Annotated in this window: 19 protein-coding genes; all 19 read right to left on the bottom strand. The window is 59.1% G+C overall.

Annotated features, from left to right (window positions below; all coding sequences use genetic code 11):
* Positions 1–585: 585 nt before the first annotated feature.
* Complete coding sequence (locus tag M7Q83_RS03845; RefSeq protein ID WP_298335563.1) at positions 586–1,686, bottom strand: PLP-dependent aspartate aminotransferase family protein; 1,101 nt, start codon at positions 1,684–1,686, stop codon at positions 586–588.
* A gap of 21 nt (positions 1,687–1,707) precedes the next feature.
* On the bottom strand, positions 1,708–2,001 hold the full coding sequence (locus tag M7Q83_RS03840) for a DUF2469 family protein (RefSeq protein ID WP_298335561.1): 294 nt from the start codon (positions 1,999–2,001) through the stop codon (positions 1,708–1,710).
* Between the two features lie 34 nt (positions 2,002–2,035).
* Positions 2,036–2,377: a 50S ribosomal protein L19 gene (rplS, locus tag M7Q83_RS03835; RefSeq protein ID WP_298211152.1), complete on the bottom strand. Its 342-nt coding sequence runs from the start codon at positions 2,375–2,377 to the stop codon at positions 2,036–2,038.
* Positions 2,374–3,141 (bottom strand): tRNA (guanosine(37)-N1)-methyltransferase TrmD, encoded by a 768-nt coding sequence (trmD, locus tag M7Q83_RS03830; RefSeq protein ID WP_298335559.1) that lies wholly within the window; start codon positions 3,139–3,141, stop codon positions 2,374–2,376. Before trmD ends, rplS begins: the two co-directional genes overlap by 4 nt.
* Positions 3,138–3,632, bottom strand: a complete 495-nt coding sequence (locus tag M7Q83_RS03825; RefSeq protein WP_298335558.1) for a hypothetical protein — start codon at positions 3,630–3,632, stop codon at positions 3,138–3,140. The genes trmD and M7Q83_RS03825 overlap by 4 nt, the downstream gene beginning before the upstream one ends.
* The gene (locus tag M7Q83_RS03820) at positions 3,589–4,074 is read right to left on the bottom strand and encodes a KH domain-containing protein (protein WP_298335556.1); all 486 of its coding nucleotides are present in this window, start codon (positions 4,072–4,074) and stop codon (positions 3,589–3,591) included. Before M7Q83_RS03820 ends, M7Q83_RS03825 begins: the two co-directional genes overlap by 44 nt.
* Complete coding sequence (gene rpsP / locus M7Q83_RS03815; RefSeq protein ID WP_298335554.1) at positions 4,071–4,322, bottom strand: 30S ribosomal protein S16; 252 nt, start codon at positions 4,320–4,322, stop codon at positions 4,071–4,073. The genes M7Q83_RS03820 and rpsP overlap by 4 nt, the downstream gene beginning before the upstream one ends.
* A 72-nt stretch (positions 4,323–4,394) precedes the next feature.
* Positions 4,395–5,729, bottom strand: coding sequence for a signal recognition particle protein (ffh, locus tag M7Q83_RS03810; RefSeq protein WP_298335552.1), 1,335 nt, complete (start codon positions 5,727–5,729; stop codon positions 4,395–4,397).
* A complete protein-coding gene (gene ftsY, locus M7Q83_RS03805) occupies positions 5,722–6,915 on the bottom strand; it encodes a signal recognition particle-docking protein FtsY (protein WP_298335550.1) in 1,194 nt (397 codons plus the stop codon). The genes ffh and ftsY overlap by 8 nt, the downstream gene beginning before the upstream one ends.
* Before the next feature lie 201 nt (positions 6,916–7,116).
* Complete coding sequence (locus M7Q83_RS03800; protein ID WP_298335548.1) at positions 7,117–10,485, bottom strand: AAA family ATPase; 3,369 nt, start codon at positions 10,483–10,485, stop codon at positions 7,117–7,119.
* The gene (gene mutM, locus M7Q83_RS03795; protein ID WP_298335544.1) at positions 10,485–11,321 is read right to left on the bottom strand and encodes a bifunctional DNA-formamidopyrimidine glycosylase/DNA-(apurinic or apyrimidinic site) lyase; all 837 of its coding nucleotides are present in this window, start codon (positions 11,319–11,321) and stop codon (positions 10,485–10,487) included. Before mutM ends, M7Q83_RS03800 begins: the two co-directional genes overlap by 1 nt.
* Entirely contained in the window at positions 11,314–12,084 is a 771-nt protein-coding gene (gene rnc / locus M7Q83_RS03790) for a ribonuclease III (protein ID WP_298335542.1), read from the bottom strand. Before rnc ends, mutM begins: the two co-directional genes overlap by 8 nt.
* 2 nt (positions 12,085–12,086) lie before the next feature.
* Positions 12,087–12,365 carry an acyl carrier protein gene (locus M7Q83_RS03785; protein ID WP_298335540.1) on the bottom strand — a complete coding sequence of 93 codons (279 nt, stop codon included), beginning with the start codon at positions 12,363–12,365 and terminating at the stop codon, positions 12,087–12,089.
* Entirely contained in the window at positions 12,358–13,341 is a 984-nt protein-coding gene (gene plsX, locus M7Q83_RS03780) for a phosphate acyltransferase PlsX (RefSeq protein ID WP_298335538.1), read from the bottom strand. Before plsX ends, M7Q83_RS03785 begins: the two co-directional genes overlap by 8 nt.
* 4 nt (positions 13,342–13,345) lie before the next feature.
* Positions 13,346–13,528, bottom strand: a complete 183-nt coding sequence (gene rpmF, locus M7Q83_RS03775; RefSeq protein ID WP_131493653.1) for a 50S ribosomal protein L32 — start codon at positions 13,526–13,528, stop codon at positions 13,346–13,348.
* 242 nt (positions 13,529–13,770) lie between these two features.
* Complete coding sequence (locus tag M7Q83_RS03770; protein ID WP_298335534.1) at positions 13,771–14,262, bottom strand: DUF177 domain-containing protein; 492 nt, start codon at positions 14,260–14,262, stop codon at positions 13,771–13,773.
* Positions 14,255–14,839, bottom strand: coding sequence for a hypothetical protein (locus M7Q83_RS03765; protein ID WP_298335533.1), 585 nt, complete (start codon positions 14,837–14,839; stop codon positions 14,255–14,257). The genes M7Q83_RS03770 and M7Q83_RS03765 overlap by 8 nt, the downstream gene beginning before the upstream one ends.
* Positions 14,836–15,318 carry a pantetheine-phosphate adenylyltransferase gene (coaD, locus tag M7Q83_RS03760; RefSeq protein ID WP_298335531.1) on the bottom strand — a complete coding sequence of 161 codons (483 nt, stop codon included), beginning with the start codon at positions 15,316–15,318 and terminating at the stop codon, positions 14,836–14,838. Before coaD ends, M7Q83_RS03765 begins: the two co-directional genes overlap by 4 nt.
* Positions 15,319–15,631: 313 nt before the next feature.
* The gene (locus M7Q83_RS03755) at positions 15,632–16,180 is read right to left on the bottom strand and encodes an RsmD family RNA methyltransferase (protein WP_298335529.1); all 549 of its coding nucleotides are present in this window, start codon (positions 16,178–16,180) and stop codon (positions 15,632–15,634) included.
* Positions 16,181–16,365: the final 185 nt, after the last annotated feature.

Below are 16,365 nucleotides of genomic sequence, written 5' to 3'. Positions count from 1 at the left end.
CCTTCTTAACGTCCATCTACCACGAACGTCCACATAGGTGACCGCTGGTCCCACGCCGCAATGGGCCAAACCATAAGCAATCGTGAACCAATAGAACGCTTGCTGTCATTCCATCATGAGACTCCATCCCAAAGCCCCGATTGGCACCATATTCGCGCTCCTGTGGTCTTATCACCACTATGTCGATTTATTCGCACCACCCCAATCGATCGGGTCCAACCAATGACTTGCTATGACTGACTCCAGTGCCCTAGCCATCAGAGCCGAGACATCGTAAATCATCACCAGTGACGATAGGAGTCGGATGCGCTGTTGGACTTTACCCGTTGAGATGAGTAGCCAATCGGTAAGCGCTCGTTGGAACACACGAATAAGCGATCACAATACCGGAGCGCCTATAAGGGAACTCATGGCTCAATTCGCTCCACGCAAACCGCGTGTCACCAAATTGCGTCCTATGGTTCAACCGAGTTTCGCTATTCAACATGAGCACAATCTTGCTTGGCAATGCGATCACATCCAACGGTTCAAGCCATTCCGACGGCTTGAACCGTCAGCAATCGTTGCTAGCAGTCGCAGTAGACATCACGAGGCGGGGTCGTCTACCCCCGCAGCACGCAATGCCTGATCGATGTCGGCCCAGAGGTCCTCGGTCGCCTCGAGCCCAATACTGAGCCGGACCAGACCGGCCGGGAGTCGCTCCTCACCGCTGTACTTCGAGCGTCGTTCAGCAAGACTCTCCACGCCACCTAAGGAGGTGGCATGATGAAAGACTCCCAACTGGGTCACAAACCGGTCTGCGCGGTCTGCGGTGTCGAGAATCAGCGACAACAATGCACCACCTGCGCTCTGCTGACGACCTTCCCCGACGAGCTTCTCATCAAACCCAGGGTAACAGACCGCCTCGCGACCAAGTCGCTCGACGAGCGCATTTGCCAGCCATTGTGCCGAGGCCGAGGCATGACGAACTCGCACGCCGAGCGTCTTGGCGCCACGAAAGCAGAGATAGGCCTCAACGGGGCCGATGATCGAACCGACCACCGCACGAATCTCAAAGAGCCGCTCGGCGAGCTCCTCATCAGCGACAATCACCAAGCCAGCGAGGACATCAGAGTGCCCAGAGATGAACTTCGTGGCCGAATGCACGACGATATCCGCCCCGAGCCTCAGCGGGCTCTGGAGGATCGGAGTGGCGACGGTGTTGTCAACTGCGAGCAAGGCACCCTGCGCGTGGCAGGCCTCGGCGAGCGCAGCGATATCGTAGGCGACCAAGAGGGGGTTTGACGGTGACTCAATCATCAACACATCACCCTCCTGCAGGGTGGTGAGCCCACTAGGGTGGTGCAGGGAGGCCTCCGAGACGTACGTGCACGGGATCAGCGCACGCTGATTGAGGAAATCCGCTAGATCGCGGGAGCCTACATAGGTGTCCTCGGAGATGACCAACCGAGAGCTCGCCAGCAGTGAAGAGGCAAACATCGCCGCCTGACCTGAGGCAAAGGAGACCCCGGTGCCACCCTCAAGCTCCCCGATCAGGGTTTCGAGTGCCTCCCAGGTGGAGTTGGAATGTCGACCATAGACAACTCGCTGCCCTTCATAGTAGGTCGCGTTCAGCGATACCGCAGGATTGGGGCCATGCAGGCGATCTTCGACCACCGGAAGCTGTAACTTCGTAAAGGTATCCATCTATCCCCATCACTTCGGAGCCTAAGCAGACGGTTTTGCGATCTCCTCGATGTTGACATCTTTAAACGAGATGACTCGGACTCGCTCGACGAAACGGACTGGACGATACATATCCCAGACCCACGCGTCTTCGAGCACCACATCGACGAAATTGACACCCTCTTGCTGTTTTGGCTCGACCTGTACTTCATTCGCCAAGTAAAAACGGCGCTCCGTCTCTACTACGAACTTAAACAGGGGAAGTACGGCCTTATATTCCTGATAGAGCGCGAGCTCCACCTCGGTCTCAAATCGCTCGAGATCCTCGGAACTCATGCCAACCAAAACCTCGGCCCGAACAGCGAGTGGTTCATCGCTTCTCTTTGATCTTCGCCGCCTTACCGATTCGGTCGCGCAGGTAATAGAGCTTTGCTCGTCGAACGTCGCCGCGTGTGACGACCTCGATCTTCGCAATAATCGGTGAGTGGATGGGGAAAATGCGCTCAACGCCAACACTGAAGCTAACCTTGCGTACCGTGAAGGTCTCCCCAAGACCGGATCCGTTCCTGGCAATGACGGCCCCTTGAAATACCTGGATACGCTCTCTTGAGCCCTCCACCACGCGAACATGAACCTTGAGCGTATCGCCAGGGGCAAAGTCGGGGATATCCGTCTTGAGGGACTCCTGGTCTAACATGTCGGTGGGCTTCATCGCTCCAAACGCTCCTTGTTCATAGTTTGCAACAGTTCATCATACCCGTAGCGATGGAGGAGCTCTACCTCTTGGGGCGAGATCCCCCCTCGAGCGTCAATCAAGTCAGGACGCCGCTGGAGGGTCCGCACGAGACGTTGTGCGTAGCGCCAGCGGTTCACCTCTTCATGGTTGCCCGACAACAACACCTCGGGGACCTCGTGCCCGTCAAGGACCCGTGGGCGGGTGTATTGGGGATATTCAAGCAGCTGGTCGAGGGCGAAGGACTCCTCCCTTGCACTCTCTTCGTTGCCGAGCACACCAGTGAACAAGCGAGCGGTCGCCTCGATGATCATGAGCGCCGCCAGCTCTCCTCCGGCTAAAACAAAATCACCAATGGAGATCAGTCGATCACACGCGTCCTCGATGCGCGCATCAAAACCCTCGTAGCGACCACAGATGAGCGTGAAACCATCTGCCTGACTCAACTCGAGCGCATCAGCTTGGCGAAAGGTCGCACCAGCTGGACTGAGCCCAATGGTGGGCCGAACCACCCGTGGATCAGCCAAAGCCCGCAGCACCGGCTCGGGCATCATCAACATCCCCGGACCGCCGCCATAGGGGGCATCGTCGATGGAACGACGAGGATCATCGGTGTAGGAGCGAAGATCGAGCACGGTGACCTCAAGCAAGGAGCGCTGGGTGGCTCTCCCCAACACCGATGCGTCGAGGTACTGCTCGATCAGCTGGGGGAAGATGGTCACAACCGTGACCCGTAAGGTCATAGCTCGAAGAGCCCCTCAGGTGCCTCGATGAGCACGTGCTCACCTTCGACCTCAAGGATGAACAGAGTGGGCACCAAGGCCCCGCTCTCGAGTACCATCAACTCGCTCGCTGGATTCGCCTGCACGGCAACAACGACCCCATGCGCAAGGTGATGCTGATCGATGACCGACTTGCCGATGAGTTGGCCAACCAGGGTAACTGGTGGCTCATCGAGGGGCTCTGCATAGAGCGTGAGACCGGAGTAGCGTTTGGCCTCCTCCATGGAGTTCACGCCCTCCAGCCGGACTAAGAGCCGATCACCCAGTGGGCGTACTCCCGAGATTACAAGTTCTTGATCAAGTCGAGTGATGACACGTAGGCCCGGGTGAATACGCCCAGGAACATCACTTAAGGGACGTAGGTAGAGTTCGCCAGCCAGTCCATGACTGCGTCCGAGTTGAGCTACCTCAACCCTGTCGACGGGGTCGGTCGTCTCTTCGTGGTCCACCACGCCTACCACCGTTATTTCCACCCCTCGAAGGACGTCCACGACCACCGCCTGGGCGGCCGTCGGAGAACTCAACCTGGGCGCTCAGGCCAGAACGCTGAGCAGCAGCCCCGACGATGGTGCGAATAGCCGTCGCTGTTCGGCCACCACGCCCAATGACCTTACCGAGCTCGCCCTGGGGTACGGTCACACTCACCTTGACCTCGCCCTCATGAGCACCCTCGGCATGGCGTACCGTGATCTGATCCTGCCCACCTCGTACCAGCGAACGCGACAGGTAGCCAACCAGCGAGCTAATGTACTCGCCTGATTGGGTCACCGAGCCAGCGGGCTCAGCAGCGTTACTCGCCTCAGTAGTGGCGACGGTGTTTTGAGCCTCAGGAGCTTCATTCTCCTGGCTCGTCTCCACCAGTTCTTCATGCATGACCTCTTCATGCTCGGTCATTGTTCACCCTCTTTGCTTGCTAGCTCTAGAATCTTGGAGACACGCTCGGTCGGGGTGGCACCCTTGTCGATCCAGCGCTTTGCCGCATCGACATCGACGTGGAATTTGGACGGCTCATTGCGCGGGGAGTACCAACCGATGATCTCGAGGAATCGGCCATCGCGAGCGACGCGCGAGTCAGCGACGACGATCCGATAGTGCGGTTGCTTCTTCTTACCGGTGCGAGCTAGGCGCAACTTGACTGCCACAGAACTTCTCCTCAACAAACTTAGTCAACGTTGGAAACGATCAACCTCTAAAGTGTAGGCGCTCGCCGACATCTACCTGCGCTTCTTGCGCTTGCTCTTGGCACGGCTACGTGTCGCCGATGGTGGCCCTACCCCCATCTGGCGCATCATCTTATTCATATCTCGGAACTGTTTGAGCAACGTATTGACCTGCAATTGGGTTGTCCCAGAACCCGCCGCAATGCGGGCCCGCCGGGAGGTGTCGATCATCGTCGGGTTTTTGCGCTCAGCCTTGGTCATCGAGGAGACAATTGCCTCGATGCGACTGATCTCACCCTCATCGATCTCCTGATTCTTGAGCTCCTTTGGCACACCTGGCAGCATAGAAAGCACTCCCTTCAAGGGGCCCATCCTGCGAACTTGTCGGAGCTGTTCGAGAAAATCCTCGAGATCGAAGTTGCCAGAGCGAAGACGGTCAGCACCCTTCTTGGCGACCTCCTCATCCATGGTGTCCTGAGCCCGTTCGATCAGGCTGAGGACGTCACCCATCCCAAGGATGCGTGAGGCCATCCGGTCTGGGTAGAAGGGCTCAAAATCCTCAAGCTTTTCTCCAACGGAGGCAAACGCAATCGGTTTGCCCACCACCTCTTTGACCGAGAGGGCGGCACCACCACGTGCGTCCCCATCGAGCTTGGTGAGTATGACCGCCGAGAGTTCAAGTCGCTCATCAAAGGCTCGCGCCGTCACTACCGCATCCTGGCCGATCATCGCGTCAACTACCAGAAAGCGCAGATGCGCCTGGGTAGCCTTTTGGATCTCGCTCACCTCGTTCATCAACGCATCGTCGATAGCGAGCCGCCCAGCGGTGTCGATGATCACGACATCGCGGGCGAGTCGCTTGGCTTCAGCGACGCCCTTCGTGGCGACCTCTACGGGGGTGCTGGGTTCGCTAAAGACAGGGACACCCGCCTGCTCGCCGAGGATCTCCAGCTGGCGCACCGCACCAGGTCGAGCCAGGTCAGCGGCGATCAGATACGGAGAGCGTCCCTGTCGCCGGAGCAAGAGGGCTAACTTGGCCGCAGCAGTCGTCTTTCCCGATCCTTGCAGACCCGCGAGAAGCAGAATCGTCGGGGGTGTCGAAGCGAAACGAATACGGTAGGTGTCCTGCCCAAGCACATCGATCAACTCGTTATGTACGGCTTTGACCACCTGTTGACCAGGGGTTAACGAAGGCGAACTCATGGCACCAACGGCTGCCTGGCCGACCCGTTCGCTGATGAGGTTCACGACGCCGATGTTGACGTCAGCCTCAAGAAGGGCTCGACGGATCTCGGCGAGCGCCTCGTCTACGTCGGCTTGCGTAAGCCTGGTCTTCCCGCGAATACGCGATAATGCCCCCTCGAGGCGTTCTCCAAGAGTCTCAAACATCCGAATCTTCTCCTAGCAGCGCAGCGACAAAGGCCTTGGGATCAAAGGGGGCGAGGTCCGCCAACCCCTCTCCGAGCCCCGCCAGTTTAATCGGGAGGCCGAACTGGGACTCGATAGCGAGTGCTACTCCCCCCTTGGCACTCCCATCGAGTTTGGTCAGTACAATCCCCGTCACCTCCGCGGCACCGTGAAAGACTTCGGCCTGACGCAGTCCATTCTGACCAGTGGTAGCGTCGATCACCAACAGCACTTCGGTGACTTCGCCAGAGGACTTTGCCGCCACACGACGAATCTTCTTCAACTCCTCCATCAAATTGGTCTTTGTCTGCAAGCGCCCGGCGGTATCACAGAGCACCACGTCACTACCGACGGCCCTGGCATGCTCAATGGCGTCAAAGATCACTGAGGCAGGGTCCGCTCCCGGCTGGCCCGAGACCACCTCGACACCGGTTAAGGCTGCCCAGACACCGACCTGTTCGGTAGCCGCCGCTCGAAAGGTGTCACCTGCAGCGATCATGACCGAACGCCCAGCTACGGTCAACAAGCTCGCAATCTTGCCGATCGTGGTGGTCTTGCCGGTACCGTTCACCCCCACCACCAGTATGACGCTCGGTTTTGTCTCCTTTGAGAACTCGAGCTCCCTCGTCGTGGCCAAGAACTTCGACTCCAGCAGTTCGGTCAGTGCTTGGCGGAGCGCGCTTGGCGATGGGCTTTTCCCGAGCTGGGATCTCAACTCGGCGACGATCTCGGCGGCCAACGACGGCCCCATATCAGAAAGGATCAGCGTCTCCTCAAGACGGGTCCATTCTGCAGCATCGATGCCCGCATCACTTGAACGCAATCGGGAAAACAGCGAGGCAAACGGGCCGCGGGAACGAGTGAGTGAGGCGCTGATCGAGGCTGGTGGTGGAATCGTGGAAGGCGAACCATCGCCTGTTTCGGCCTCACCAGGCGCTGCATCCTTTCTATCCGGGACGAGAGACTCCGGTGGAGCGTCCCGAGAGGAGACACGAGTGGGGTCCTGGTCATCGCCAGTTTGGCTGTCGATCTCGGGAGTCTTGGTCGCAACCGCTGTTGCGGCGGAGCCGTCAACCTGGCGTCGACCCGAATGCGAACGAGTCCGAACAAGCGCCAACCCGAACGCAAGGATGACAAAGAGTACGACAAGGATAAGCAGTGATTCCATTGCTACTCATCGTAGACCCCTAGGCATGGCATCTTGGCCATCTACCTTCGTCACACTCGTGAGCGCCGAAGCGAAACCGGTGTCCTCGGCTAGCTCAGCCGATTGGCAAGGGCCGAGATACCCATGGTGTGTGCACACCGGCCAGTCATAGCTGCCACCTCGCAACGGTGAAACCCGTCATTGCCGGGCCGGTCAGTCATCTCAACCAACGTCGGGAAACTCACCCTCGATATAGTCTTGCGGTGCATCGGTGAGCACATGGCGAACGACCGTAGAGGACCCCCGCGGTGACATCGATATTCCAATCAACACCGCCGCGACCTCCATTGTCCTGCGTTGGTGGGTCACCACGATCACCTGGCAGTCGCGACTCACATCTTCGATCAACGTTGCAAAGGCAGAGAGATTTTTGTCATCAAGAGCGGCCTCAACCTCATCGAGTACCACAAAAGGGACTGGCCGTACTTTGAGCACGGCAAAGAGGAACGCCAACGACACCAGCGATCGTTCTCCGCCTGAGAGCAGTCCGAGCCGGCGCACGCGCTTGGCCGGTATCTTGATGTCGAGGCTGATCGGACTCGTCAAGGGGGCCTCTGGGTCATCGAGGAGCACCGCTCCGCTGCCTCCACGAAACAAGCGCTCCATCAGTCGATCGAACTCGACCGTGACCTCAGCGATCATCGCACCAATACGAGCCGACATCTCGTTTTCGAGCAGGACGAACGCCCGCTGTGCCTGCTCATGGGCCTCGCGTACGTCAGTGGTCTCCACACGAAACCGCTCCAGCTCCTCCTCGAGTTCGGCTAGCTCCAAGGCTGCCAATGAATTCACCTGGCCCACCTGGGTGATCTGACCCTCGAGCTCCACCAGAATCGCCTCAGCGACCGTTGGTGCGATACCCTCGGGCAAGACCGCTTGACGGATATGCGCCAGTGGCATACCTGTCGCTCGCTGCGCCGCCTCCTCCTCGGTGAGGAGCCGGCTCCGCAACCGACTCTCCTCGGTGGCATGGTGCAGCCGCAGATTGGCGAGGTTTTCACGCTCGAGCGCCCGAAGCGCCTGTCGCTCCTTTGCAAGTGCGTACTCTCGCTCCTCTTCGGCCCGCGCCGTGGTCACTCGATCCTCGAGCGGGCGCAGAAGGTTGCCCTGTTCGCGGAGTTGGTCAGCGAGCGAACCGAGCTGGCCAAGGAGCGCACGCACTCGCGCTAATGGTGCCACCTGGTGCTGGCCAACCCGCTCGACGCGCTGCTGGAGAGCCGTCTCTCGTGCTTCGAACTCCGTGAGTCGCTCACTCGCAGCCTTGGATTGGGCGGCAAGGTCCGCCGCTTTGAGACGAATGCTCACATCGCGACGCTCAAGCTCTCCTCGCTTGTTCTCGTACGCTTGCATTGTCTGTCGGCGTTCTTCGAGTTGCGCGGTTGCGACTCCGAGTTGTGCATCGATTTGGGCGAGTTCTGCATCGACATCGAGGAACTCCTCTTCGGCGTCCTGAGGACTATCCTGCAAGAACTCCAGTTCGACGGCGAGTGTTCCAGCCTCCGAACCCAAGCTCGCCAGACGGCTCGCAATCTGCGCCTCCTGTCGGGCAAGCGTATCCACTTGGGCTTCAGCGGCTGCCAACGATTCCTGCAGGGTCTTGACCCGTGATCGGGTCGTGCTCACCTGTGCAACCATCTCTTGGCTCTCACACATGAGCTCGGCTAGTTCTCGCTGATGCGTAGCCAGCTGCAACTGCGCAACCGCGCGTTGGGAGGCACCGACGCGGAGCAGACCCTCGCGATAGATGGTCCCACTCCGATCGACCATCGTCCCCTCGTAGTCGCCCTGGCGAAGGTGCGCAAGCACGCTCTCCACCAAACGAACCCCATGAAACCGCGGACCCAGCCAGCTCGGCGCCTGTTCGAGAAAGATCGACGCATCATCGGAGCCACCGCTCACGGGTACATAGCCCACAAAGGAATCCCTTTGTTGGGCGTCCAAGGCAGCGAGTAGTTCATCGATGGTGTCATACACGTGGGCGTCACTGAGCTCCCCAAGCACCCCTGCGACGGCCTGTGCGAGTCCATCGCGGGGGACGAGGGTCTGACCTAGCGAGGTGGCCGCGTCGCTCCCTGCAAGCTTGAGCAACGAATTTACCTGGGAGCCAAGTGCGCGCAGCTGACCCTGTAATTCTCGTTCCCGACCACTCGCCTCCGTCAGCTCCTCTCGCGCGTTGGCGAGCTCGAGTCGTTGGGGATCCAAACCCGCGGCGAGATCTTGACGCGCAAGCACTACCTTGGCGAGTTCAGCCTCCCGCTCTTTGCGTTCTGCCTCGATCGCATCGACGCGGGCACTCGCTCGTGCCCAACGTTGTTGGCGCGACTCCTCCTCAGTGCGGCGGCGCTGCTCTTCTGCGGATCGTCGGCGCTGCTCCGCCAGCAGATGCGACCGCCGACCACGCAGCTCGGCCACCTGGGCCTCAAGTTCAACGGGGCGGGCGGGGGCCTCTTCATCAAAGTGATGTCGTTCAACCCCGAGCTCGACGCGTTGTGCTTGGAGCGCCTCGCCTTCGTGCTCAAGTGCATCGATTCGTCGGATCACGTCACGTTTGGACGCCTCAATCCGGCCGATCTCATCGCTCATCATGGTCAGTTCCGCATCGCTTCGAACGATCCTGGCCTCGAGCTCCGTGAGCGGAGACATCGCCGCGAGCACCTCCCCACGCAGGTCAGCCGCCTCTTGCCGGGTCGCCCGCAGGCGAAGGAGCAGCGGCTCCAGCATCGAAGGGCGCTCCTGGGTGTCACCTTGAGGCTCCTGGAGTTCGCTCAGCCGAGCGGCAACCTTGGCGAGCTCCTCCTCAGCTTGTTGTGCCTGTGCACGGTAGTCCTCAAGCCGTCGCCTGAGCACCCACAGTGCGACCGCATCCCTTCGCTTGGTCAGCTCAGCTCGTTGTTCATAGAGCGAGACCTGGGCACGTAACGGCTTGATCCGACGGCGCAACTCCCTCTCCTTGACCGACACCTCATGGAGACTCTGGGTCACACTCTCGACATGGCGCTGCGACTGGTTCAATCGCCGACGGAGCGTGGTCACCTGCGCCGCATCCTCAAGAACTCCGCGGAGCTCGTCCCCTTTCGCGTTAGCGAGTGACTCGATCTCCCCCTGAGAGATAATCACGTGCTGGGTCTTACCGAGATTCGCCTCGCTCAGCGTGTCAACCAGATCCACCAGACGGCACTGCGCGCCATTGAGCCGATATTGGGTATCACCAGCGCGGGTGATCACGCGACTCATCGCAATCTCAGCCATCGGTAACGCTACCTGATGGTCCCCATTGTCAAACTCGATGGTCACCTCAGCACGCCCCAGCGGCTGGCGGCCATCGCCACCGGCGTAGATCAGCTCCTCCATCTTTGCCAGCCGCAGCAACCGCGGGCTCTGCGCTCCAAGAACCCACGCCAATGCGTCAACAACATTGGACTTACCAGAACCATTCGGTCCTACAATCGCGGTCACCCCTGCATCAAACTCGATCGTGACCGAGTCAGCGAAGGATTTAAAACCCATCATCTTAAGTCGCTGGAGTCTCACTACAACCTCCGTTGGCACTTTGGGCAAAAATGCGAATACCTACCCTGATATCGCAGACGTTCGATCACCGTGTAGCACAAGAGGCAGCGCCGCTGCTGGCGCTGATAGACAAGAAGCGAGGGATAGTAGCGACCCACCCCCTCAAGGTTGCGATAGCTGCGATCCATGAACGTCGATCCCTCAGCGTCAATCGCCTCCTCGAGCACCTGGTGAATCGCACTGGTCAACGACCACAATCGGTCGTTCCCCATCTGGGCACAGCGCTCTTCAGGGTGGATACCCACTCGGTAGAGCACCTCGTCTGCGTACATATTGCCAAGTCCCGCCATCACCTTCTGGTCCATGATAAAGGTCTTCACCGAGCGTTGGGTGTGGTTGAAGCGATCGGTGACGTGTTCGGCCACCCTATGGGGATCGCCGAGCAGATCGATTCCCAGTCCATTCAGCTCCGGAGCATATGGCCACCGTGGGAGCCACTCGTGAACCAGGAACACCTCACCAAAGGTTCTCGGGTCGACAAGAGCGAGTGTACGCCCACTCGCGAGTGTCAGAGCAAACTGGGTGTGGCGCCCTAGCTCGCCGCCACAGCTGAGGCGCAAGTAACCCGACATGCCGAAATGAACCACGAGGGCTGATCCATTCTCCAGACAGATTGCGAGAAATTTTCCCGCTCGGTCGACTCGTGTCACCCGCTCGGGCCGCATCCGCGCAACGCCCATCGCATCCCCACGACGCAGGACCCTCGGTCCTAAGCGTGCAACCGTCTCTGCCACATCACCGACTATCCTGGCCGCCAGCTGGCGTCGGATGGTCTCGACCTCGGGCAGTTCAGGCACCGGGTAGTGACCCCTTTTCCTCATTGGATTGCGCACTGGCGGCCTCTGCGGCCTCCTCCTCGGAGGCTGAGTAGGCGAACGAACCAACCACCTCCAGCTGCTCGAGCGCCGCTCGACAGGCAGCCTGTTCAGCCTCCTTGCGGGAGTGGCCGACCCCCTCGAAACTCCCAAGATCTGGGACAGATAGACGCACACGAAAGAGACGCTCATGGTCTGGGCCACTCCAGTCCACGTCATAGTGGGGCGCGCCCCGTCGGTGTTGCGCCAGCAGTTCATAGAGATGCGACTTATAGTCACCAAGGATCTCATCATCGCTGGCTTGGGCTAGCAACGGTTCAAGAACAGCTCCCACAAAACGACGCGCGCTATCGAGGCCCTTGGCCTCATAGACCGCCCCGACGATGGCCTCAAGGGCGTTCGAGAGGGCGTTAGCACTCTTGGCATCCGTCTGACCGACGACTAAGAGTTCTCCGAGACCGAGCTCCTTGGCGAGCTCCCCAAGGGCGACACGACTCACGAGTGCCGCCCGAAGTTTTGTCAACCTCCCCTCGGTGGCCTGGGGGAAACGATGATAGAGCTGATCGGTAACTACCAGCTCTAAAACCGCATCGCCAAGCAGCTCCAGTCGTTCATTCGAATCGAGCGTGTCGCTAGCTCCCGATCGATGGGTGAGTGCCTGGGCAAAGAGCGGATCATCGACAAAATCTGTCGGCAGTAGTGAGAGCATCCTCACTTGGGAATTCCGAGCACGCCGGACGGTCAACGTTACTGGCTAACTCCGAGTACCTGGACGACATAGTCGACCGCATCACGCATGGTGCGAAGATCCTCAAGATCATCGTCCTCAATGCGAAACTGATGTTCCCCTTTCGAGAACTCACCCTCGATCGCTTCAACCAACTCAATCAAAGCGAGCGAGTCAGCATCGAGATCATCGACAAAAGAAGAACCCTCACTGATGCGGTCTTCACTAATCTCCAGTATCTCCGCGAGTTGATGACGAATGACTTGGAAGATCTCTTCCCTCGTTGGTGGGTTACTCACCTGTACTCCCCTCTAATCTTCGAATCGTCCCGACCACATCGGCCTGGGCGAGTTGACGTGCATTGCGGATACCACTCGCGACGGCACGGGTGTTGGAGGCACCGTGACCGATCAAAAATAATCCATTCACACCCAACAATGCGGCGGCTCCCGTGTCATCGGGAGTCATCTGGTTCCACAGCGGCAACAACTTGGGTAGTGCGAGATCGAGCACCCCGTCATCACCCGAGGATAAGGCAGCGAGGATCGCTTGGGCGAAGAGGTGCGCAGCACCCTCTAGGGACTTCAGTACAACATTCCCAGTAAACCCATCGGTGACGACAACGTCGACTCGGTCACTCATGATATCCCGACCCTCGACGTTACCCAGAAAGTTAATCGATGGTTCATCGACAAGGAGTTGATAGGTCTCCTTCACCAACGAGTTGCCCTTCCCTGGCTCCTCGCCGATGGAGAGCAGTCCGACGCGGGGTCGATCGATATTGAGACGAGCTGCACAGAACACCGAACCCATGACCGCGAATTGATGGAGCCAGGCTGGTGTGACCTCGGTGTTGGCGCCCGCATCCAACATGATCGTGGAGGTGGTTCCCGGCACCGGGAGCTCTACCGTAATCGCTGGGCGGGCCACCCCGCGAATACGCCCAACCTTGACCAGGGCGGTTGCCATTGCAGCCCCGGAGTTGCCAAAGGTAATCAAGGCACTCACTTGCTGTTCCTTGAGCAGAGTGGCACCAACCACCATGGAGGCATCTCGTTTGCGTCGAGGTGCGGTCGCTGGGTCATCGCTCATGAGGATCTCCTCGCTCGCGTGGACCACACGCACACGAGCATCCCCTACCAACGGGCGGCATGCCTCTTCAGTTCCGACGACGACGATCTCGCCACCAGTGGAGTCAAGTGCCTCAAGGACACCTTCAACGATCACTGCTGGGCCGCTATCGCCCCCCATGAGGTCGACGGCAACAGGATTCACGTGGTTACGCTTCTACCTCGAGCGCTTGGCGACCCTTATAGTAACCACAGCTTGGGCAGACATAGTGCGGTCGCTTAGGACTCGAACAGGTTGGGCAAAGGCTGGCAGCTGGCGCCATCAGCTTCCACGAGGAAGCTCTACGACTCCTCGTCTTTGCCTTCGACGTAGATCGCTTAGGAACCGCCATGACCACTCACTCCTCTGTTGCTATGATGTGCACCGCCTGGGCAACTTCGCCCAACTGCGCGTACCCTCCGGAATTCAAATTGACCAAGTAACTCTAATCGCTCTGGCTACGAACCATGTCAGCGACCCGGCCAGCTGCGACACGTGCAAAACGCACCGTATCACCTCATCCGACCCACCTGGGCGCCGAGCAAGAACAAAGGATCCTGGCACGATGGGCATTTGTCAGTACGACGCGCTCGACTAGAGCTGGTCGAGTGCAGCCCAGCGGGGGTCACCGCTATCGCCAGAACATCCACAGGGTCCCTCGTTAAGATCAGCCCCACAGTACTGGCACAGGCCCTTGCAATCGTCTCGACAGAGTGGGACCGGCGGTAAGCCTAGTACACAGAGATCGCTGACCGCAGCCCGGAGATCAAGGGTCTCTCCTCGAAAGCCGTAGTGTTCTTCCGTATCATCACCCTCAGCGAAGAGTTCTCGCGACCGACCGACCACCTCGCCAGTCACCTCTCCAAGGCAGCGCACGCACTCTCCCACATAGCTCGTATGGACTTCGAGTGAGACAAAGACGCCCTCTCCCACCGCCTCGGCGCGTCCATCGACGCGAATCAATGCATCATCAGGGATCCGTGACGAGGTAACAAAGAGTTCGGGAATACTTCCCTGCAGTACGAAATCGAAGGCACGATCACTGCCTTTAAGCAGATTCGAAACCGAGATCTCAAAATCATGCACCGTTCTCCTCGCCTTCCTCGTGCTTGTCCGGAGAGGATCCCGGCTCACCGGGTTGGAAAAAATCACCTGCCGACTCGGGTTCTGCGGCTCGGGGTTCTGTAGCTCGGGGTTCTGAGCTGTCTGCGAGTCGTTGCCGTCCACGTCGCGTCTGGTCTAAGAGATCCGAGAGGACAATCTCAAAATTAGCCAGACGACGATCAATGTAGTCCTCGGTCTGGCGCTTCAAATGATTTGCCTGTTCGCTTGCCTGTGTACGGATACTGTGCGCTCCGGCCTGCGCGGCCTGCATGAGCTCACTCTGTTCAATCATCGCCTCCGCTCGCCGACGTGCCTCGGCCAAGAGCTGCTCAGCCTCAAGTCTCGTTCGCTCTAGCACTTGGGTTCGCTCCGCGAGCACCTCGCGAGCCTCGGCGACCTCCCGAGGGGATGCATCGAGGCAACGATCGATGAGCTCGAGTGCCTGATCACGGGGGATCATGACCGATGCCGAAAGTGGCACCCCTTTGCCATCGGCCACCATCGCTCGTAGTTTCTGGAGTAGTTCAGTTATCGACTCTGGCTCGGCTGCTGCGGTCACGATCGTTGGTTCCGTTCGCGAAGGGCTGCATCAACCGGCTTGGGTACCAAGGACGCAACATTACCCCCATAGGCGGCCACCTCTCTGATCAGTTTCGATGAGAGGTACGAATACTCTGAGGAGGTTGGCACAAACAGGGTGTCGATGCCGGAGAGCTCCCGGTTCATCTGGGCCATCTGGAGCTCGATCTCGAAATCTGAGACGGCCCGTAATCCTCGGACAATCACCGTTGCTTCGACTTCCCGAGCGAGGTTGACGACTAACGATGCCAGTGCAACAACGGTAACGTTCTCCATGCCCTCAACGGCGAGCCGCACGAGCTCCATCCGTTCTTCAAGCGAAAAAAGAGGACCCGCCTTTTGGGGGTTGCGCATCGCGGCCACCACCACCTCATCAAAGAGCCGGCTAGCCCGTTCGACGACCTCAAGATGACCGTTGTGGAAAGGATCAAAGGACCCAGGAAACAGCGCGCGCCTCATGACAACGTCACCACCCTCTCTTCTCTACGTAGATTCTTAGCTGCTACCACCTGCAAGGGTCGCACCCCGTTCTGCGCTCGCGCCTTGTTATGAACTCGTGCCCTGTTGTGAGCTCGCGCCAGGTTCTCGCCAACTGAGTTGCAACTGGTTTGGCGACCGGCCAACCGTTGCGCGACCTTCCCTAGGATCCAGGTAGCTTGAACCGTCATCACTGGCATGCCCCTACCATGCACCTCTGCACCACGAGCGCTCTGACCAGCCTCGCACCCCATCATTTTGTCCCCTTTGTGACTCGCGCAAAACCACTCTGCGATCATCGGACCTCTTGCCCCTCATGCTCAACTGGCTCAAAGAGCCCCAGACGCGTGTCTCCGTAACGACGCCACCAGCACACCTTCCAACGTGGACCAAGCGTCACCTCGCTAGTAGACTCTACCACTACGAACCGAGCAGATGGCAACCTCCGGCCAAGCTCTTCAAACCCTGTGTAGCGATAGGGTGGATCGAGGAAAACGATCGTAAACGCATCGTCACGCAGACGATCGAGACACCCGAGGGCCTCCATCGCATACCAACGCATTTGATCAGTGATACCCAGGACCAGCGCCTGTCCACGTACCTGCTGTGCCAGACTGGCATTGCAGTCGTTGTAGACGACCGAGGAGGCACCCCGCGAGATCGCCTCAAAGCCAACAGCCCCTGATCCTCCGAAGAGGTCTAGCCAGCTCGTCCCCTCGAGGGACATCATGCTCTCGAGAATGGAAAACAGTGCTTCCCGTAAGCGCTCCGTCGTCGGACGGACCCCAGCGGGAACACGGAGCTTCAACTTTCGCCCGCCTAAGGTGCCTGCGACAATTCTCACCACAGTATCGCCTCTTGCCTCTCTCGACCATAGCCACCCCCACGTGAGGGCAGCCAGGATCGACGTAGCGCATCACCCCGAAGGCGATCATGATCGCTTCGGTGTCGAACAGTTAGCGATTTCATGGTAGTCCATTCCATCGCCTCGCAAGACCGCTAAGCGGCTTGCTCCGGGGCACCTGCAAT

The sequence above is a fragment of the Ferrimicrobium sp. genome (genome assembly GCF_027364955.1).
GTDB lineage: Bacteria > Actinomycetota > Acidimicrobiia > Acidimicrobiales > Acidimicrobiaceae > Ferrimicrobium.
Note: the sequence above shows the minus strand (reverse complement) of the source record. Positions and strands in the feature narration are given on the sequence as shown.

Coding starts and splice junctions, on each gene's coding strand:
- ffh (WP_298335552.1), bottom strand. CDS start 5,729: ATGTTTGAGACTCTTGGAGAACGCCTCGAGGGGGCATTATCGCGTATT.
- rplS (WP_298211152.1), bottom strand. CDS start 2,377: ATGAAGCCCACCGACATGTTAGACCAGGAGTCCCTCAAGACGGATATC.
- M7Q83_RS03845 (WP_298335563.1), bottom strand. CDS start 1,686: ATGGATACCTTTACGAAGTTACAGCTTCCGGTGGTCGAAGATCGCCTG.
- ftsY (WP_298335550.1), bottom strand. CDS start 6,915: ATGGAATCACTGCTTATCCTTGTCGTACTCTTTGTCATCCTTGCGTTC.
- trmD (WP_298335559.1), bottom strand. CDS start 3,141: ATGACCTTACGGGTCACGGTTGTGACCATCTTCCCCCAGCTGATCGAG.
- M7Q83_RS03820 (WP_298335556.1), bottom strand. CDS start 4,074: ATGACCGAGCATGAAGAGGTCATGCATGAAGAACTGGTGGAGACGAGC.
- M7Q83_RS03840 (WP_298335561.1), bottom strand. CDS start 2,001: ATGAGTTCCGAGGATCTCGAGCGATTTGAGACCGAGGTGGAGCTCGCG.
- coaD (WP_298335531.1), bottom strand. CDS start 15,318: ATGAGGCGCGCGCTGTTTCCTGGGTCCTTTGATCCTTTCCACAACGGT.
- rpmF (WP_131493653.1), bottom strand. CDS start 13,528: ATGGCGGTTCCTAAGCGATCTACGTCGAAGGCAAAGACGAGGAGTCGT.